16 protein-coding genes and 1 pseudogene are annotated in these 19,163 nt (G+C 65.3%); 8 read left to right on the top strand and 9 right to left on the bottom strand.

All coding sequences use genetic code 11. From position 1 onward, the window contains the following. The first annotated feature begins 155 nt into the window (after nt 1-155). From SOM61_RS19840 to SOM61_RS19830, 3 genes are all read left to right on the top strand, one after another. A complete protein-coding gene (locus tag SOM61_RS19840) occupies nt 156-647 on the top strand; it encodes a hypothetical protein (protein ID WP_320475674.1) in 492 nt (163 codons plus the stop codon). Beyond that, nucleotides 644-1,153, top strand: a complete 510-nt coding sequence (locus tag SOM61_RS19835) for a hypothetical protein (RefSeq protein WP_320475673.1) — start codon at nt 644-646, stop codon at nt 1,151-1,153. The genes SOM61_RS19840 and SOM61_RS19835 overlap by 4 nt, the downstream gene beginning before the upstream one ends. A 64-nt stretch (nt 1,154-1,217) precedes the next feature. Beyond that, nucleotides 1,218-2,429: a hypothetical protein gene (locus SOM61_RS19830; protein WP_320475672.1), complete on the top strand. Its 1,212-nt coding sequence runs from the start codon at nt 1,218-1,220 to the stop codon at nt 2,427-2,429. Nucleotides 2,430-2,500: 71 nt separating this feature from the next. On the opposite strand, the gene SOM61_RS19825 is transcribed toward SOM61_RS19830, so the two are convergent. The 3 genes from SOM61_RS19825 to SOM61_RS19815 all read right to left on the bottom strand — a co-directional run bounded on the left by SOM61_RS19825 (nt 2,501) and on the right by SOM61_RS19815 (nt 4,741). After that, entirely contained in the window at nt 2,501-3,337 is an 837-nt protein-coding gene (locus SOM61_RS19825) for a hypothetical protein (protein WP_320475671.1), read from the bottom strand. Between the two features lie 163 nt (nt 3,338-3,500). After that, entirely contained in the window at nt 3,501-3,962 is a 462-nt protein-coding gene (locus SOM61_RS19820) for a hypothetical protein (protein ID WP_320475670.1), read from the bottom strand. A 101-nt stretch (nt 3,963-4,063) separates the two neighbouring features. After that, on the bottom strand, nt 4,064-4,741 hold the full coding sequence (locus SOM61_RS19815; protein WP_320475669.1) for a hypothetical protein: 678 nt from the start codon (nt 4,739-4,741) through the stop codon (nt 4,064-4,066). A 234-nt stretch (nt 4,742-4,975) separates the two neighbouring features. Here SOM61_RS19815 and SOM61_RS19810 point away from each other — a divergent pair, with 234 nt between their 5' ends. From SOM61_RS19810 to SOM61_RS19800, 3 genes are all read left to right on the top strand, one after another. Continuing rightward, nucleotides 4,976-6,256 (top strand): sensor histidine kinase, encoded by a 1,281-nt coding sequence (locus SOM61_RS19810; protein WP_320475668.1) that lies wholly within the window; start codon nt 4,976-4,978, stop codon nt 6,254-6,256. Next, nucleotides 6,246-7,028: a LytR/AlgR family response regulator transcription factor gene (locus SOM61_RS19805; RefSeq protein WP_320475667.1), complete on the top strand. Its 783-nt coding sequence runs from the start codon at nt 6,246-6,248 to the stop codon at nt 7,026-7,028. The genes SOM61_RS19810 and SOM61_RS19805 overlap by 11 nt, the downstream gene beginning before the upstream one ends. A 104-nt stretch (nt 7,029-7,132) precedes the next feature. Next, a complete protein-coding gene (locus SOM61_RS19800; RefSeq protein WP_320475666.1) occupies nt 7,133-8,434 on the top strand; it encodes an NAD(P)/FAD-dependent oxidoreductase in 1,302 nt (433 codons plus the stop codon). A gap of 209 nt (nt 8,435-8,643) precedes the next feature. On the opposite strand, the gene SOM61_RS19795 is transcribed toward SOM61_RS19800, so the two are convergent. Then, a complete protein-coding gene (locus SOM61_RS19795) occupies nt 8,644-9,366 on the bottom strand; it encodes a sensor histidine kinase (RefSeq protein ID WP_320475665.1) in 723 nt (240 codons plus the stop codon). 193 nt (nt 9,367-9,559) lie between these two features. On the opposite strand from SOM61_RS19795, the gene SOM61_RS19790 reads away from it, so the two are divergent. Further along, a complete protein-coding gene (locus SOM61_RS19790; RefSeq protein WP_320475664.1) occupies nt 9,560-10,024 on the top strand; it encodes a hemerythrin domain-containing protein in 465 nt (154 codons plus the stop codon). Nucleotides 10,025-10,054: 30 nt separating this feature from the next. Here the strand turns inward: SOM61_RS19790 and SOM61_RS19785 are convergent, their stop codons facing one another. Beyond that, a complete protein-coding gene (locus tag SOM61_RS19785; protein WP_414675037.1) occupies nt 10,055-11,728 on the bottom strand; it encodes a response regulator in 1,674 nt (557 codons plus the stop codon). Between the two features lie 225 nt (nt 11,729-11,953). On the opposite strand from SOM61_RS19785, the gene SOM61_RS19780 reads away from it, so the two are divergent. Further along, a complete protein-coding gene (locus SOM61_RS19780; protein WP_320475662.1) occupies nt 11,954-12,373 on the top strand; it encodes a hypothetical protein in 420 nt (139 codons plus the stop codon). Between the two features lie 267 nt (nt 12,374-12,640). Here SOM61_RS19780 and SOM61_RS19775 read toward each other — a convergent pair whose 3' ends face one another. From SOM61_RS19775 to SOM61_RS19760, 4 genes and pseudogenes are all read right to left on the bottom strand, one after another. Beyond that, nucleotides 12,641-13,657, bottom strand: a complete 1,017-nt coding sequence (locus SOM61_RS19775) for a GGDEF domain-containing response regulator (protein WP_147934640.1) — start codon at nt 13,655-13,657, stop codon at nt 12,641-12,643. 186 nt (nt 13,658-13,843) lie between these two features. Then, a complete protein-coding gene (locus SOM61_RS19770; protein ID WP_320475661.1) occupies nt 13,844-16,900 on the bottom strand; it encodes an ATP-binding protein in 3,057 nt (1,018 codons plus the stop codon). 139 nt (nt 16,901-17,039) lie between these two features. Continuing rightward, entirely contained in the window at nt 17,040-17,876 is an 837-nt protein-coding gene (locus tag SOM61_RS19765) for a response regulator (RefSeq protein ID WP_320475660.1), read from the bottom strand. 199 nt (nt 17,877-18,075) lie between these two features. Continuing rightward, nucleotides 18,076-19,042: pseudogene (locus SOM61_RS19760) on the bottom strand (IS1595 family transposase). Nucleotides 19,043-19,163 lie beyond the last annotated feature (121 nt).

Here is a 19,163-nt window from a genome sequence, read left to right as displayed (position 1 = left end):
GGGGCGATCGTGCGATCGGGGGGAGGGCAATGAGGCCGCGCCGCCGTCTCGCGCTCGCGGGCAGTCATGCACTTCTGCTGGGCTGGCTGCTGCCATTTTCCGGTGCCCGTGCCCAGACTCGTGGTACGAATGGCAGGCCACCCGAGCTGCGGCACATGCAGATCTTTCATGTGCAGGAGCTCGGACTCGAGGTCTGGGTGGAGAACCAGCCGCCGTGGGAAACACGCTTGTCGAACGAGACCGGCCGCCCCACCTTCGTGGCCGAAAGCCCGCCGAATTATCACCCGCCAACCGTCATCACCTACGCAAGCTGGCCGGAAGAAAAGGTGCCTGCGGAGGGAATGCACCAGATGGCGGGCGCCGCGATCCGGCGCGCCAGCGAAAACTTCGGCGTGAGCCGCGAGCGCAGCCTCGCCATTCCGGTCAGACTAGCCCGGTATGGTGACATCCAGGGTTACGAGGGCTGGTTCACAGGCAAGGCCGACGGCGTGGCGATGGACGTCTCGGTGTTCGTCGGGCAGGCGCCCGGCAAGTTCCCGGTCGTGTTCAACGTTTACACCACCAGGGGCAAGCTGCCCAACCTGACTGAGGTGCTGCGCCGGGCCTGGACCAATGTCAAGTACCTACCGGCAGGCCGAATCAAATGATCAAGCGAGCTCCAGGCAGTTTTACCCGGGTGGCGATGTCGTGCGCAATGCTGCTGTGCATCTCGCCAGCCTTCGTGCAGGCACAGGCGATCGATGCGCCGCGCTATGTCAACGCCCAGGGCGTGGAAGTGATCCAGGGACGGCGCGCGGCGAGGCCGGCGCCGACGGCAGGCGTTGGCAGCGAGGATGGCAACGCGTCAGGGTCGGTAAGCAGAGCCCTGGCGATCCCGAAGAGCGCTGAGCCGGCTCGAGCCACGGCTGCAGGCTACCAGACCGCAGCTGGCGAGCAGCAACAGCGCGACCGCGACCGGCTAAGTATTCTTGAACAAGAGATGCACGCCGAAAATGTGGCGCTCGAGTCGAAGATCCGCGTTCTGCAAGATCCCGCTATGCGCGCCAAGCTCGACGCAGAGCAGTTCAAGCGTCTTCAAGAGACAACCCTGGCACACGAGAAGAATATTCGCGCTTTGCATTCTGAAATCGCGCGGGTGAAAAAGAACAGGTGATCGGCGCTAGCGCCATCCTTCCTTGGCCATCTCATTCAAGCTCGATAATTCGGTTGGAGTGTTCGTGCAAACGGTTAAAATGTTTCTCCGTGTCTATAACCGGCGTTTCAATTTTGGGCAGGCCGTGGAGGCGGTGCGCAGCTTTCTGCTGGCACTGAAAGAAGTGCATCCTGAGCTCGCGTACTGGGACGTATTTGGAAAGAAGCGGTTCGAGCCGCTGCGGCACGACCTCGGTAATTTGTCCGAAACGCTGCGCGCCGCTGATAAGCCCAAGAAAAAATATCGCCACGAAGTCAGTGCACTCGATGCGGACGGTAACCTGACCGATGCGTCGACCGCGCGGTTTGGCTTCACGTTCTCTCTGTTTTCTGCCGGCGCCAAATCCCGCGGTGGTATGGAATATTCGCGCCCCGAACCGGTCGAGCTGAGTTTCTACCTTGGTGAGGACAATGCTTCCTCGCGGGTGTCCATGAACTTCCCACCAGGGGAGCAGGCTTTCCTGAATGGGCAAGCCATGCGTGCAATCGTCGAGGTAGCGATCCAGTCCTGGGACCCGGACAATCTGGAAGTCTGGCCGGCTGATTTCTACAGGGCTGCTGTCAGTAATCACGAGATCCCGCGCATGGTGCGGGCAGGCTGGTTCAACTATCTGCGTCACCCGCTCATCGTGCCCTGTCTGCCGGAGACGCTTCCATACGCCGCCACGCGGCTGGACGACGACCGCATCCTCCTGTGCCTGGGCGACGCGGTGCCCGAGTCCCACAATCAGGTTCAGGTCGCGCAAGGGGCGGCCATGCAGGCTGTCTTCGACCAATTCCATCTCAACGAACGGCATGTGCTGGCCGGATTGCCGCTCGATGCGGAAGAGCAGGCCTACCTTGAGCAGGTGACGAGCGCACCGGCGGACCGCGGATATGCAGTTGCATTCACCGTGTTCGACGGCTACGATGCCGAGCGCGGAGTCCTGCTCTATGCGCGGCTGTTCAAGAGGATCTTGGGAGGCTATCCGTTCAATCTGCTTCCGCACATGCGCGACGACGCGCCGCTGATTGGTGGCCTGTTCTTCGTCGCCCAGGCGCGGCAGCAGCTCGCGGCGCTCGACCATGCAAGGGCATCTCAGCCTATCGAGTGGCACGTTGCTGACGCCGAGTTAGCGCGTACGCTTACCATGTTGCTGAACGACTGGCTGCAGATTCCGCCTGCCCGGCTGACGGTGCACTACACTCCGTTCCTCGGCGGACTTGCAGATGAATCCGAAAGCAAATCGATGTCCTGATTTTTTTTGCTCATCTGTTCGGCCGTGCTTAATTCTGAGATCGCTCGCGCGACAAGGATGCGCCGACCGAGTTATTGCATCATTTCGGTCTGGGTAATCGGAGGCAGCGAGCCGAGACTATTTGCCAATTTCAGGCAGTCCCCGGCTTCCGGTGACTTCCTGGGCAAGATCGCCAGATCCCCCGTCACCCAGGTCTGAAGTTTGCCGTTCTCTTCGTCCGCGAGCGAGAGCGTCAGCTTCGCATCCTCGTGGTTGCTGCGTGCCAGCATGACGATAGCGGCGCGGTCCAGGTCCTTTTCCTGCGATTGCACCCAGTCGCGGTGGGCCTTCCTTACCTTGCTGCGCACTTCGGGGAAGCGCTGCTCACAGATCGACAGGAATTCGGTCAGCAAATCCTTGCGCGCCATGATGCGCACGAGCCGCTCCTCGTGTGCCGACATCGGCTTCGCCGGCTCCTGCGCCGCGAGCATGTATGCCCGCTGGCGGTCCTTGGAGTTCATCGGATTGTCGCGGGCCTGCTGGACCTTCGCCAAAAAGACCCTCGCATCGCCGGGTTTGCCGTTGACACTGCCGATGACTTCACCCTTTGAATAGATCAGCTGCTCGGGCAGCCCGAAAGGTTTCTCGACCTTTCCGAAATCGGGGAATTGGTGCCAGACCGGCCACTGGACGCGGGCGAACTTCACACTCGGATCCTTGGCAGGCGCGACCGCACGCGCGTACGCGTCCGCAGCGCCAGGACAGTATCTGCATTTCCGATCGGCGGAAGTGAACTGGACCACCACGGTCTCATGCGCAGCCAGGTAGGCGGCCAGTTCCTGTGGTTTCAGATCCTTCACCGGGGCTGCCTGGACGGCATGGGATGTGAGCAGGACTGCCAGAAGTAGTGCAGAGTTAAAAGCGGTCATTGGAACTTCGCTGGCTTCATGGACAATCCGGATTGTCTGGCAATGCGAATGACTTCGCAAATCGTTGTGCATGAAAAGGCAAAGTCAGCCCTGATGATCGACGAGCGGTAGACGATCACGACCACGTCCGACTCAGCTGTTCTCGTCAATCATTCTTGTTCAATCATGGCTGTGGATAGGAAGGCAGCATGTCCAATTTGTTCGCCAGATTGAGGCAGTCGCTTGCCTTCGGCGGGGCGTCGCGCAGCATGCCCAGGTCGTTCCGTGCCCACCCCTGCAGCTTCTGATGCTCTTCGCCCAGCAGCCGGGTCGCTAGTTTCGCGTCCTCGCGGCTGGTGTGGGTCAGCATGACAATCGCCGCCTTGTCCAGATCCTGCTTCTGGGCCTGAACCCAGGCATCATGCGGCTTCTGCATCTCGTCCCGCGTCGCCGGATACATCTTGCCGCAAACCGAGATGAACTCGTCCACGATATCCTTGCGCGCCTGGATCCTGATCAGCCGCTCATCCTGCGCGGAAAGCTGGGCAGCTGGCGCTTGCGGCGCTGCCTCCTGCATTGGGGCGGCCTGAACAGCGTGGCAGCTCAGTGAAGCAGCCAGGAAAAATCCATATTTGAACGCGGTCATGGGAACTCGGCGGCTTAATGATCAACCTGCATTGTTCAGCATCGAACATGCTGATGCAAACCGCCCTGCATAAGCGCGCAAACTACCCCATCGGCCGCCGCTCAAAAGCTGTAAGAGACGCTGGCGCGCAGCACCGGGAAGAACTTGTAGTCCGACAGTTCTTCGCTCAGGCGCGCTTCTTCGTGCGCGACGTCGCTCGCCAGCACGGTGCAGGTCACGCGCGAGCTGGTGCAGCCGCGGCTGACCAGGTTCACGTGCGCCTTGCCCTGGTAGAAGGCGCCGAGGTCGGCGCTGAAGTTCCAGCGCTGGTTCGGGGTGAGGGCGTTGCCCCAACCGATGCCGATATACGGCGCGGCCTTCTGGAAATCGACGTTCGCGTCCAGGTTGCCGACGTCGGCCGCGGTATAGCCGCGGCCATTGATCAGGTACTGGCCGTTGGCATTCGGACGGCCGCGGCCCGTGATCTCGTTGCCGTTGTAGAGGATGCCGCCGGTCAGCCGGAACGGGCTGTTGGCGATCACATACCAGTCGAACAGCACGTCGAAGGTCTGCAGCTTGCCCTTGGCGTCGTAGTTGATGCCGCCGGTGCGCTTGTCGAAATCGTGCTTGAGGTAATTGATGCCGAAACGACCGTTGAGATTGCTCTCCATGGGCACGACCAGGTGCACGCCGGCGCCGGTAGTGCCCAGCGTGGCGGTGACGGCAGCGCCGATCTCGGCGTGGGCGGAAGCGGCGGCCAGCGTGGCGGCCAGCGCGACAACGATGCGTTTCAGTACCATCTGTAAAACCCTTTGATCGGAAAGGCGAGATTGTAGCGGGCAGGGGTGGGGTAGGGCATGTCGGAAAATTGTAATGAAAGGTAGAAAGCGACAGTCTTTTCGTCCAAGCGCGTAGCGGCTCCATGCCGCCCGGCCCCGATTTCGTCGGCCCAGGCCCGACTCCGTCGCATAATGCTGTCTTGCAAGGAATGGTTTGCCTATGCTGGCCCCATTCTCACCATCCGAAAGCACATCATGTTTGCAAGCCTGTTCCACGTGTTCCGCCTGTTGCTGGCCTGGCTGGCGGTTTATCTCGCCCTGGTCATCACCCTGAATGAGACCTGGCTCGATCGGGTCGACATCGACCTCGGACCCATCGGTCCGCTGTTCGGCTTCGCCCTGTGCGGCTGGGTGCTGCTGGAAGTGTTCTCGCATATGCGCCGGGTGCGCCTGGTGACTGGCCGCCTGGACGCCAGCACCCTGTCGAACCGCCAGCGGCGCCAGATCGAGATTCCGCTCGAAGCGGGCGAGGCCTTCGACATGATCGACGCCGCCATCCGCGAACTGCCCGGCGCCACCGTCGTCGACAGCGCGCGTGACAGCCTGCAGGTGCGGGCCAAGGTCGCGCGCATCGACCCCTATGGCAAGGAGGCATCCCAGCTGTGGGGCCTGGAAGCCTTTGGAAACCGGCGCAACCAGATCCTGGCGACGGTGTCGCCCAATGGCGACGTGGCCGGCAGCGTCACCCTGATCTGCGAGCCGGAGGCGCCGGCCTGGACCGACTGGTTCATGGTCGACCACGGCACCAACCTCGAGAACGCCGAGGCCGTGGTGCGGGCCATCGCGCGCCGCATCGCCGAGCGGCGCCGCGCCGAAGCGAATCAGGTGCGCGAGAGCGTGACCGAGAAGGAACTCACGGTGGCGCGCCTGAACCTGCTGCACGCCCAGGTCGAACCGCACTTTTTGTATAACACGCTGGCCAGCGCCCAGGTGCTCACCCGCAGCGACCCGGCGCGCGCCGACGCCATGCTGGGCAACCTGATCCAGTATCTGCGCCACTCGCTGCCGCGCACGGAGGATGCGCCGTCGACGCTGGGCGAAGAGCTCGAGCGGGCGCGCGCCTACCTCGACATCCTGGCCATCCGCATGGGACCGCGCCTGGCGCTGCAGGTCGACGTGCCGGACGAGCTGCGCCGGCTGGTGTTCCCGCCGATGATGTTGCAGACCCTGGTCGAGAACGCGATCAAGCACGGGCTGGAGCCCAAACCCGGCGGCGGCACGGTCTGGATCCTGGCGCGGGCGGTCGGCGGCGAGCATGCGCAGGCGGTGGCCGTGACCGTGGCCGACGACGGCCGCGGCTTCTCGAGCGAAGGCGCCGGCACCGGCATCGGCCTGCGCAATGTGCGCGAGCGCCTGCGCCTGGCCTATGGCACTGGCGCCAGCTTCGCCATCGTCGCCAACTTCCCGAGCGGCGTCGCGGCGACCATCACGGTGCCGCTGGCGCTGCAAGGAGCGGGAGGCCGCCATGCCGCCTGATACCGTCACCTGCGTGGTCGCCGAAGACGAAGCGCTGCTGCGCGACGAACTGGTCAAATTGCTGCTCGAAGCCTGGCCAGGGCTCGACATCGTCGCCGTGTGCGAGGACGGCGGCGGCGCACTGGAAGCCATCGAGACCCACCGGCCCGATGTCGCCTTCCTCGATATCCGCATGCCGGGGCTGTCGGGCCTGGAAGTGGCGTCGAACATGCTGGCGGCGGGCCTCGGCACCGAAATCGTGTTCGTCACCGCCTACGATCAATACGCGCTCGACGCCTTCGACCGTGGCGCCGTGGACTACCTGCAGAAGCCGGTGGCGCGCGAGCGCCTGAACGCCACCGTGGCGCGGGTGCGCGAGCGGCTGGCGCGCGGCGGCGTCGATGCCGCCAAGCTGGCCGAGCTGCTGGCCCGGCTGCAGGTGGTGGCGCCGCCGGCGCCGCGCGCGCAGCCGCTGGTCTGGCTGACGGCCAGCCGCGGCAACGAGACGCGCCTGATCCTGGTCGACGACGTGGCTTATTTTCAGGCCGATTCCAAGTACACGGTGGTGATGACGGCCGAGGGCGAGTCGTTGCTGCGCAAACCCATCCGCGACCTGCTCGAGGTGCTCGACCCGACCATGTTCAAGCAGGTGCACCGCTCGACCATTGTCAACCTGCGCGCGGTGGCCGGCGTGGCGCGCGACGAGAGCGGGCGCGGCACGATCAGGCTCAAGAGCCGGCCAGAGACGCTGACTGTCAGTCAATCGTTCATGGGTCTGTTCCGTAATATGTAGTCAAGATATTGACATGCGCAACGTTATTCACGCCGCCATAGTAAAATCGACATTGTCCAAGGACCCGGCGCCGTTGCCGGGTAGGGCATTGTGAAGGAGGCAACTTGCGTAGCGATATCGTGATCGTGGGTGGTGGCGCCGGCGGACTCGAGCTGGCCTGCAAACTGGGCCGCAAGCTGGGCCCATCCAAGGTGACGCTGGTCGACAGCCGCCTTTATCATATCTGGAAGCCGTCGCTGCACGAAGTCGCGGCCGGTACCCTGGACATCCACCAGGAAGGACTGTCGTACGCCATGCTGGCCCACGACAATGGATTCAATTTCGTGCTGGGCCCGATGACGGGGCTCGATGCCGCCGGCCAGGCGATCGAGATCGGCGCAGTGCGCGCCGCCAGCGACAATGAAGAAGTCCTGCCGCTGCGCCGGCTGGGCTATGGCTCGCTGGTGATGGCGATCGGCAGCACCTCGAATTATTTCGGCGTGCCGGGCGCCGAAGAGCACTCGATCTCGCTGAACGCGACCGAGGACGCCGAGCGCTTCCGCCTGCGCATGCTGCGCCTGATGCTGGCGGTCGAGCAGCAGCGCGAAGAAGGCAAGGAAACCGGCCTGGACGTGGTGATCATCGGCGGCGGCGCCACCGGCGTCGAGCTGGCCGCCGAGCTGCGCGAAGCCTCCGGGGCGTACGCGCGCTATGGCTTTGCCCGCATGGACGTCAAGCGCGACGTGCGCATCACCATCCTCGAAGGCGCGCCGCGCATCCTGGCGCCGCTGCCCGAACGGGTGTCGAAGGCGGCGCACGACCTGCTGGGCAAGCGCGGCATCAATGTGGTGGCCGACTGCCGCGTCACCGCGATCGAAGCCGACAAGGTCATCGACGGCAAGGGCAATGTGTACACGGCCGACCTGTGCGTGTGGGCCGCCGGCATCCGCGCGCCCGAACTGCTGGCCGGCCTGGGCCTGCCGACCGCGCGCGGCGGCGGGCTCGACGTCGACGCCAACCTGCGTGTCAAAGGCGTGCCGAATATCTGGGCGCTGGGCGACTGCGCCGTCTGCATCGACGGCAATGGCGCACCGGTGCCGCCGCGCGCCCAGGCCGCGCACCAGCAGGCCGATTACCTGGTGACGGCCTTCCTGCGCATGGACAAGGGCCAGGCGCCGCAGGACACGCCGTATGAATACCGCGACTATGGTTCGCTGGTCTCGGTCGGGCAGAGCACCAGCGTCGGCAGTCTGATGGGTTCGCTGCGCGGGGCCAGCTGGTTCGTGCAGGGCGCGGTGGCGCGCACGATGTACGCCAGCCTGCACCTGATGCACCACCGGGCGGTGATGGGCATTACCCGCACCGCGCTGCTGGCGGTAGCACGCTTCCTGATCCGGCGCAGCACGCCGCTGGTCAAGCTGCACTGAGGAGTAGGGCAGGCGGGCCGGACGTTGCCGCCGGCCGCCTTCCTTCGTCAGCCCCAACACGTCGTTCCCGCGCAGGCGGGAACCCAGGTCCTATATGTCCCCACTTAATTTTCTTTAAGTGGCGCATCGAGCAGATTGGGTTCCCGCCTCCGCGGGAACGACGTTTTTACGTTAGCGGTTCGTGTTTGCGCCGCAGGCCCCGACAAGATCTAGGCCGCCAGCTCGCGCGGCAAAGTCATCTGCAATATCGCGCCGCCGCTGTCGCTGCGCGCCAGGGTCAGGTTGCCGCCCAGGTAGCGCGCGCGTTCGCGCAGCAGGCGCAGGCCGTGGCAGCCCTTCGACGATTTTTCCAGCGCATCCTCGCGCGGCCCCACGCCATCGTCGCGCACGGTGAGCATGGCCATCTCGCCGTCGTCGTCGAGGATCACGTCCACCCGCGTGGCCTGGGCGTGGGCGGCGGCGTTGCGCAGGCCTTCCTCGGCGCAGCGCAGCAGCAGCACGCCGTGCTCGCGCGACCAGGTGCCGTCGTCGTCGGGCAGGCTGGCGCGCGCCTTCAGGCCGCGTTCGGCGCCGAAGGCGGGCACCAGCTCGGCCAGCGCGGCGCGCAGGCCGAGGAACTCGAGCTTGTCGTTCCACAGCTCGAGCTGCATCGTGCGGTTGGTTTCGATGATGCCGGCCAGTAGGGTCTTCATCTGGGCCGCGCGTTCGCGTCCCTTGCTGTCGGCCGGCAGGTTCTGGGTCAGCAGGGCCAGGTGCATGGTCAGGGCCGTCATCGACGAGCCAAGGCTGTCGTGCAGCTGGCGCGCCAGCTGGCGGCGTTCCTGGTCCCAGCAGTTGGCCAGCCAGGCCAGCATCTCGGTGAGTTCAGCGGTGCGCGCCGCGACCTGGCGTTCGAACTCCGGGTCGGGGGGCGATGGGGCCGGTTCGGTCATCGTAGGCTCTGTTAAATGTTTCCCAAATCATACAACAGTTGGCAATTCGGCGGCGCGCGCCCGGCGCCGCCAGCCATCCGGACGTTGCGCCCGCACAGCGTGCGCTCCCGCACAGTCTGCGTGGCAGCCACGGCGCATGCTGGAAACGTGGCCAACGAGCCATCCATACCATGCACAATACGGGGGTACTACCATGAGCAAGAATGACAAGCAACAGGACGCCATCGCGCTCCTGACCAGCCAGCACGACGAGGTCAAGGCGCTGTTCAAGCAATTCGACGAACTGGGCGAGCGCACCACCACCAGCAAGAAAAAACTGGCGAACGAGATCTGCGAACAGCTGATCATGCACACGCAGATCGAGGAAGAGATCTTCTATCCGGCGTTGCGCTCGGCATCGAAGGAGATGGAAGACATGCTCGACGAAGCCGTGGTCGAACACGCCTCGGCCAAGGACCTGATCTCGCAGATCCAGGAAATGGAGCCGGGCGACGACCTGTACGACGCCAAGGTCACGGTGCTGGGCGAGTACATCGAGCACCACGTCGAAGAAGAAGAGGAAGAGATGTTCCCGAAGGTGCGCAAGCTCAAGCTCGACCTGGATGCCCTGGGCGCCGAGATGGCGGCGCGCCGCGACGAGCTGCTCGCCACGGCTTGATCGTGTTTCGCTGCTGTAACTGCTGCGGCTTCACGCGGCGGCAGCGCCGGCTGAAGCCGGGGCTGGAGTACTGAGCGGCGCCAGCGCTTCCAGCAGGCGATCGATCTGCACCGGCTTGACCAGGTGCTGGTCGAAGCCGGCTTCCATCACGCGCCGCTGGTCCTCCGGCAGGCCGTAGCCGGTCACGGCGATCAGGCGGATCGCGTGCGTGGCCGGATCGGCGCGCAGGCGCCGCGCCACCTCGTAGCCGTCGATGCCAGGCAGGCCGATGTCGACCAGCGCGGCGTCCGGCCGGCAGGCATGCGCCTGGCTCACGCCCTGCAGGCCGTCAGCGGCCTGGTGCACCGGGTAGCCATAGGCGGCCAGCATGGTCGCCATCATTTCGCGCCCGTCGTCATTGTCTTCGATCAGCAGGACCGATGGCTTGCCGGTGTCGAGCGGCGGCGAGATTGCTGGCGCGCATGGATCGGCCGCGCCGGTCGATTGCGCCAGCTCGGCGCCTGGAAGACGGATCGTGAAGCTGGAGCCAAGTCCGGCGCCGGGACTGTCGGCAGCCACGCTACCACCATGCAGCTCGACCAGGCGCCGTACCAGCGACAGGCCGATTCCCAGGCCGCCCTGCGAGCGGTCAATCGAGATCGCACCCTGCACGAACACGTCGAACACCTGCGGCAGCAGCTCGGGCGGGATGCCGACGCCCGAGTCGCGCACGCAGAGCATGACGTCGTTGCCGGTGCGCGCCAGGGAGATGTCGATGGCGCCGCCGTTCGGCGTGTATTTCAGCGCATTGTCCAGCAGGTTCGACACGATCTGTTCCAGGCGGGTCGGGTCGCCATCGACCCAGCCTGGGGCCAGCTCGACCGCGATGCGGTAGCCGTCCGTGCGGCCGGTGGCGCGGAAGGTTTCCAGGCAGCTGGCCACCAGCCTTGACAGGTCGGTGGCCTGGCGCGCCAGCAGGATCTTGCCCGACATCGCGCGCGACAGGTCGAGCAGGTCGTCGACGATGCGCGACAGGTGCTGGCTCTGGCGCTGGATGATGGCGCGGGCGCGCGCCACCGTGTCGGGCGCGGCGCCGGCCAGGCCAATCAGGCTCGAGGCGCTGGTGATTGCCGACAGTGGATTGCGCAACTCATGGCCGAGCATGGCAAGGAATTCATCCTTGGCGTGGCTTTTCCTCTCGGCGGCGCGTCGCTCTTCCATCTCGCGCACCAGGCGCCGGTTGGTGGCGGTCAGCTCCGAGGCATGCTGCGAGAGCTTCTCGGCCTGGCGCTTGAGTTCCTCGTTCTTCATGGCCAGGGTGACGAATACCGACACCTTGGCGTGCAGGATCTGCGGAATGACAGGGGTAAACAGGAAGTCGGCGGCGCCGCGCTGGTAAGCCTTGAGGCGGTCGATCTCGTCGGCCAGGAAGGCGGTGACGAAGATGATCGGGATGTCGGCCGAGCGGGTGCGCTGGTGGATCGCCTCGGCGGTTTCGAAGCCGTCCATGCCGGGCATGTTCACGTCGAGCAGGATCACGGCGAAATCGTGCAGCAGCACCTGGCGCAAGGCTTCCTGGCCGGAGCGGGCCGACAGCACGCTGTAGTTGCCCTCGTCGGCACGACCGTCGAGCAGGCTGGTCAGCGCCAGCAGGCTGGCGGGGTCGTCGTTGACCACCAGGATCTTGGGTTTATCGCTGTTCGCCACGAGGGATTCCGTCAACATTGCTGTGCTCGCCCGACTAAGGATTCTAAACTTATAGTTATGTTCGAGTAAATACCATGCAAAACGCGCCATCATAGCATGTGACATAAGTGCCACTTGGCAAATAAATCAATCGTGCGGCCTGTAGCGATGTTCGGTGCCGCACATACGTCGGTACAGTGCTATGCCATAGTGGAATCGAACCGGTTCGCTGGCGGACGGGACGCCTACAAGAAAGGATATAACATGAATATCGACACCATCGTAAATGAACAATTCCACGGTAAAACTTTCCGCGAGCTGAGCGACGCGCCGCTATCGGCGCTGCGCGGCATCGGCGAGCAGCAGGCCACTGCGCTGGCCGACACGCTGGGCGTGAAGACGATCGGCGACCTGGCGAACCTGGAGGTTATCCGGTACGCCATCGCCATCAAGGCGCTGTCTGGCTGCGAAGGCCTGTCCAATAAGGAAAAGGCCGAGGAAACGCTGCTCGACGACGCGGTCGAAATGACCTTCCCGGCCAGCGATCCGATCTCGGTCGACGCCGGCATCACCCGCATCGAGGTGGCGCCGGACATGGTCGACGCGGGCCATGATCACCAGCACGCGCAGTCGATCGAAGAAAAGAGCAAGATTCGCGAATGTCCGGTGGACGAGAAGCGCTGAGATTTTCGTTAACTGGCATTAGCGGGCGGGCCACGCGGCGGAAGTTGCGTGGCCTGTTTGTTTATGCGGGCGCTGCGAGGAGATAATTGGAGTGGCGCCGGTGGGGGAACTGGGGTTCCCGCCTTCGCGGGAACGACGGGCTGAAGTACGTGTCCGAAGTCCGGACACTACTGAGCCCCAGGCCTCAAGTGACGTCGTCCCGCGCAGGCGGGAACCTAAGTATGCGTGCACAGCGAATGTGCACGCAAAGTGAGGAAAACGCACTGCTCAGCGATGCTGCGCCGCCAGCTCCGCCGGTGCTGCAGTAGAAGCCGCCTGGCTCGGCGCCGCTGAAGTCTTGGCCGCCGCCTGGCGATTGGCCGCCGGCGAGCAGAAGCGGTTCTTGCCGGCGCGCTTGGCTTCGTACAGCGCGTAGTCGGCGATATTGATCAGCGCATCGACCGACTCGGCGTCGTCCGGATAGATGCTGATGCCGATCGAAGTCGACAGCCGCAAGGTGAGGTCGTTGATGAAGAAGGGCTCGGACAGCGCCTCGACCAGTTTCGAGGCCGGTCCCTGGGCGTCGGCCAGGCTGTGGATATCGCCCAGCACCACCATGAATTCATCGCCGCCGAGGCGCGCCACGGTATCTTCCTTGCGCGAGCTCGACAGCAGGCGCTGGGACACCATCTTGAGGATGTCGTCGCCGTAGGCATGGCCGTAGGTGTCGTTGATCGCCTTGAAGCCATCCAGGTCGAGGTACATGACAGCCGCCTTGGCATGGCTGCGGTTGGCGTGCTGCAGGGCCGTTTCGATGCGGTCTTCCAGCAGGCGCCGGTTGGGCAGGCCGGTGAGGGCGTCGTGAAGGGCCAGTTCCTGCTGCGCCTTGGAGTACTGGGCCAGTTCCTTGTACAGCAGCCGCACCTCGAGCATATTATGGATGCGCTTGTGCACTTCGAGCAGGTCGAAGGGCTTGCTGATGAAGTCGCGGGCGCCGGCTTCGAGCGCGGCGATCTTGAAGCTCGGCTGGGCGGTCAGGGCCAGCACCGGCAGGTAGCCGCCTTGCTCGATCTCCTTGAGCCCCTTCATCACCTGGAAGCCGTTCAATCCCGGCATCTGCAGGTCGAGCAGGATCAGGTCGTAGTTGTGCTCGCGGTGAAGCGGGCAGACCTGTTCCGGCAGCATGGTCGAGCTGACACAGGTGTAGCCTTCCTCACGCAATATCTCTTCCATCAATTCGATATTGTCGGGCGAATCGTCCACTACCAGGATTTTCGCGTTCAAAATGTCTTGTCTGCTCGGCATGCTTTTTCTCGTCTATTCGTATGGAGCGGATCCCCTTCTGGGTGGAATCGGGCTTGAACCCATCACTACTTAGTCTAGCAAACAGCTCAAAATTTCTTGTAGGACAGCGCCGCGTGAGCGGGTAGGAACATGAACGACCGGTCGACAACGGCTATTTTGCACTGGTCATCCAGCATTGGCTACCACTCAACGGTTGACCAGACGTACCCCGCCGTTCACCAGCTGCGATGTGGCGGGCATGGCCACCATGCCGATCGCTTCCATCAGCTCGGTCTGTTCGACCGGCTTAGAGACATGGGCCGAAAAGCCCGCTTCCAGCGCCTTGAGCCGGTCTTCGGAACGGGCGAAGGCGGTCAGGGCGATGGCGGCGACTTGTCCGCCGGCCTCGCGCGGCAGCGCGCGCACCCAGGACAGCAGTTCCAGGCCGTCGACCTCGGGCATGCCGAGGTCGCTGATCAGGAGGTCGGGCGGCGCGGCCTGCAGCATCTCGAAGGCCTCGCGCGCGCTGGAGGCCAGGCGCACGCTGGCCTGGCAATCGGCCAGGATGCGGGCGATCAGCTCGCGCGCATCGCGGTCGTCGTCGACCACCAGCACCGAGGTGCCGCGCAGATCGCGAATCGCGCCCTCGGCCGCCTGGGCGGCAAGGCCGGCGTCGGCGGACGGCGCCGGCGACTCGCGGATCATCCGGGCGCGGGCCGTGTCGATCGAGCGCGGCGGCGTCTTGGCCACCGGCAGCTCGATCGTGAAGCTGGCGCCCTGGCCGACCCCGGCGCTCTCGGCGCGCACCGTGCCGCCGTGCTGCTCGACCAGGTGCTTGACGATCGACAGGCCCAGTCCCAGGCCGCCGTGGGTGCGCGTCATCGAGGCATCGGCCTGGCGGAAGCGCTCGAATACGTGGGTGATGAATTCGGGACCGATGCCGGCGCCGTTGTCGCGGATCGTGATCGCGACCTGCTCCTCGTGCTGGCTGACCTCGATCGTCACCAGCCCGTCGCGCGGGGTAAACTTGATCGCGTTCGACAGCAGGTTCCAGATCACCTGCTGCAAGCGGCCCGGGTCGCCCGCCACCGGCGGCACCTGGTCCCCGTATTGGCGCTCGATGCGGATGCCCTTGGCGTCGGCCGCCGGGCGCACGGTCTCGATGGCGGCGTCGATGAAGCTGGCCGGCGCGACCGTCTGCATGTCGAGCAGCACCTTGCCCGAGGTGATGCGGCTCATGTCGAGCAGGTCTTCGATCAACTGGGCCTGGGCGCGCGCATTGCGCTCGATGGTTGACAGGCCGCGCTGCAGGTCGGCGCCGTCGCGGCTGCCGCGGCGCAGCACCTGCGACCAGCCGAGGATGGCCGACAAGGGCGTCCTTAGCTCGTGCGACAGGGTGGCCAGGAATTCGTCCTTCATCTGGCTGGTGCGCTCGGCCTCGGCGCGCGCCTCGCGCTCGTTCTCGAGCAGCACCTTGCGCTCCTCGGCGGCGCGGCTGGCCGCCTCCACCAGGCGGATATTGTCGACCGCGATCGCGGCCTGGGCCGCGATGCCGCTGACGATGCGCTCGCTGCGTTCGGTGAACACGCCGGGTTCCGGGTGGCCGAAGAACATCGTGCCGAGCAGCTCGCCCGAGCGCGCCGTGACCGGCACCGACAGGTAGCTGCGCACCGGCGGATGGCCGGCCGGGAGGCCGAATTGCGGCGCCTTGGCGGCGTGTTGCGGATCGTGGCCGAGGTCGCCGATCCGCACCAGGCCGTCGGCGCGCAAGCCGGGGCCGAACAAGGCGCTGGCGCCGGGCGCCGCGAAATCCTGGAACTCGGCCGAGGTGGCGCCCGACAGCGTGTACAGCGAGAACAGCGTGCCCGCGCCCTGTTCGCCATAGTGGAAGAAGGCGCCGAAACGGGCGCCGCAGACGCCGGCGGCGGCGTCAGTGGCGGCCTGCATCAGCGAGCGCAGGTCGCGGGTCGAGGCCAGGATGCTGCCGGTGCTGTTGAGCAGTTCGAGCACATGCGATTCTTCGCGCAGCGCCTGCTCGGCGCGTTTGACCTGGTCGACGTCGGTATTGGTGCCGAACCAGCGCACCACGCGGCCGTCGCGGTCGTGCACCGCCTCGACCCGGGTGAGGAACCAGCGGAAGTTGCCGTCGGCGCCGCGGATCGGGAATTCCATCTCGAACGGCGAGCCGGTGCGCACCGATTCGTCCCAATGCTCGAGGACGGCCGGCAGCACTGCGGGGTCGTACACCGCTTTCCAGCCCCAGCCGGTGGACTCGCTCTGGGTGATGCCGGTGTATTCGTACCAGCGCTGGTTGAACCAGACGATGGCCCCGCTGGGGTCGGCCATCCAGGCCAGCTGCGGGATGGTGTTGGCCAGCGCGCGCAATTCTTCCTCGCTCTGGCGCAGGTGGTCGTCGGCTTCGCGCCGGGCGCTGATGTCCTGGGCCATGCCGGTCATGCCCAGCACGCTGCCGCCCTGGGCCGGGCTGGCATGGTCGGGGCGGCCGACCAGGGCCACGCAGCGCGCGGCGGGCTGGCCGCTCGGCGCGCCGCCGGCATGGCCGTCGCGCGGCAGCAGGCGGCATTCGAGGTCGAGGTCCTTGCCCTGGGAGAAGGCTTCGAGCACGGCGCGCCGCACCCGCGGCCGGTCGTCCTGTGCCAGGCGGGCGCGCAGCAGCGGCCACTCGAGCGCCACGCCTTCGGGCAGGCCGAGGATCTCGGCCGCGCGCGCGCCGAAGGTGACGCGGTCGCTGGCCGCGTCCCAGCGCCAATCGCCCAGGCGGCCCGCCGCAATGGCGAGCTGCAGCCGGTTGTTGTTGTCGATCAGGGCTTGCTGGTCGAGCTTGCGCGCCGTGATGTCCTGGAAGTACAGGGTCAGGCCGTCGGGCGAGGGATAGACCCGCATGTCGAGCCAGCATTGCAGGCGGCGGTAGAAGAACTCCTTGTTGACGGTGATCCGCTGCTCCATCGCGCGCCGGCAGTCGGCGGCGACCGAGGTGCCGTGCAGGTCTTCGAATTCATCCCACAGCCGGCGCCCGACCAGGCTGTCGCGGCTCTTGTTGAGCGGCGCCACCATCTGCAGCGCGCGGCCATTGATATAGGTGATGTTCCAGTCGCGATCGACCGCGCAAAAGCCGTCGGTGAGGCTTTCGAGCATGTTTTCCATGCGTTCGGTGGCGCGCTGCAGCTCTTGCCGGGCGGCCGCCAGGTCTTGCTCGGACACGTGGCACGGGGTGCTGCTGGAATGGTCGGAGGGATTGTTCATGCCGGGGTTGCGGAACGCCCGAGACCGGGCAGGATGTGTTTCATTGTAGACCAGACAAGCCGGTCTGACACACACGCTTGGAACCTGCCGGGGCGGCTTCTCGAGGCGCGCTCAAAGCCGCCGGCTTCAGCCGCCCGCTTCAGCCGCCCTTGCCGGGCCGGGGCGCCACCTTCGACAGCGCATCCTGCAACTGGTCGATCTCGTAGGGCTTCTGCAGCGACTGGTAAGGGAAGGACAGGTGGCGCAGCAGGGTGTCGCCATAGCCCGAGGCAAAGATCACGCGCAGCGACGGGTCGTCCGCGATGGCGCGGGTGGCCAGGTCGACACCCGACATGCCGGGCAGGCTGACGTCGGAGAACAGCACATCGTAGCGCTGGCGTGCGAGCAGGGCCAGGGCGTCGTCCGGATGGGCCACGCCGTCGGCTTCGTGGCCGAAGGCCTTGAGCATTTCGCACACCAGGTACTGGGAGTCGACATTGTCTTCGACCACCAGGATGCGCATGGCGCCGCCGCCGGTGTCTTCCTGCTGGGGCGCCGCCGTGGCCGGGGCCAGCGCCACCAGCACGCCGCGCACCGCGCCGGTCTCGTCGCGCACCGGGGTCAGGCGCAGGTCGAAGCGCGACTCCTGGCTGCCGTCGAGACGGCGGAAGGTGAGGGAGGTGTCCTGTACCACGCCGGCCTCGCCGCGCCATGCGGCCTCGAGCGTCTTGCCGGCCGCTGCCAGCGGAGGCGGCAGCACCGGCGGCACCGAACCGCCGGGAACCCGGCCGTAGCCGGGGCCGGCCAGCAGCGCATACGACTCGTTGAACACCGTGATCGTCTCGGTGCCCCAGACCAGCAGGGTAGGAAGCTGAGAATTGAGCAGCAGGTCGCTGGCGAGCCGCAGTGGCAGGGGCCAGCGGGCGGCATCGCCCAGCGCGGTCGCCGACCAGTCGTAGGATGCGGTGCTCCGGGCGGAGGTGTCGAGGTCGGGCATGGGCTGGCTTGTTGTAAAAACGAAAATATGGCGGGCATCCTACACCAAAAGGCCGCAGGCTGCTTTGATAAGCGTGCGCGGCCGTACAGATTAATTTTCGTAACTAACCAACATAAACGCAGCTGGCATGCGATCGTGGCCGTTGTCGCGGCCACTAGCAAGCAGGGAAAGCGGCCGAGAAAAAAAGGCGCTGTCACCACTAGATGTTGATGACTCCGAATGCGATGCGCAGCAATTGCTCGACGGATGTAACCCTCCCACCATCGAGCGCCCAGTGCCATCCCAGGTAGTTGGGGAGTCGGCGTGATGCCACACCATGGAACCGGGCCAGCCATTCCTTGAAGCGTCGGTGATAGGCGTTCACGTTTTGCACATGGATGGCGCCCTCGGCGCCGTTGAGGACCCGTTCACCAACACTGAGGTTGACCGCCTGGTGCGTGATGCCATGGGCATGGGCGAAGGCGGGATAGGCAGCGTTGGCGTCGGTGACCAGCAGCGCCTGGGGATCGAGTTTCGGCAGCAAGTGCTTGACCAGCTGGGCCACCTTCAAGGCGCCCCATCCGGTGACGGCGTCGATGGTTTGTCCACTGCGGTCGCGCGCCACCAGGATGCAGTCGAGGTGATGGGAAATGCCGCGCCAGCCGGCCCTGCCACCGCGCTTGCGCGGCTTGCGATCGAGCTTGCGTGAGCCCTTCTGCGATTCGAGCAGGAACGTCTCGTCGGCCTCGACGATGCCGACGAGGCGTTCGGGCCGGTCGTCCTTGACGCGGTCGAGAAAGCGATGGCGCCAGCGAAACGTGGTGTGGGGTGCACGCCGACACGCTTGGCCGCAGAGCGAACCGTGCGGGAGTCGAGCACCGTTTCCAGATAATCGAGACACTTGCCCTTGTGCCTGAGCCGCGCCAGCGGCGTGCCGGTCAGGTCATTGAAGGTGCGTCCGCATGCGCAACAGCGAAAACGTTGCAGGTCGTTAGCATGACCGTGCCGGTGGCAACGCTCGCAGCCGCAATCCGGGCAGCAGCGCCCTTTGAGCGGATCTTGCCGATGAGGGCGACCACCTGGTCGAGCCCGGCGCCCGGATGCAAAGCCGCCAGCACCTGCTGACGCTGCGGCTGGTTCACGAACGCCAGCTGGGCAAACAGCTCCTCAAACTTTGACGCAGTCATAGCGCGCTCACGAATGATGGCGACTTGGATTGGCCGCGGGTCAGCTCAGCAGTTCAGTGCTCATCCATATCTAACGGTGACACCGCCCAAAAAAAAAAGCCCGCATCGTAAGAAGCGGGCT

Source organism: Massilia sp. CFBP9012 (assembly GCF_034045115.1).
GTDB lineage: Bacteria > Pseudomonadota > Gammaproteobacteria > Burkholderiales > Burkholderiaceae_D > Telluria.
The sequence above is the reverse complement of the archived record's forward strand: the minus strand, read 5'-3'. Positions and strand labels throughout refer to the sequence as shown.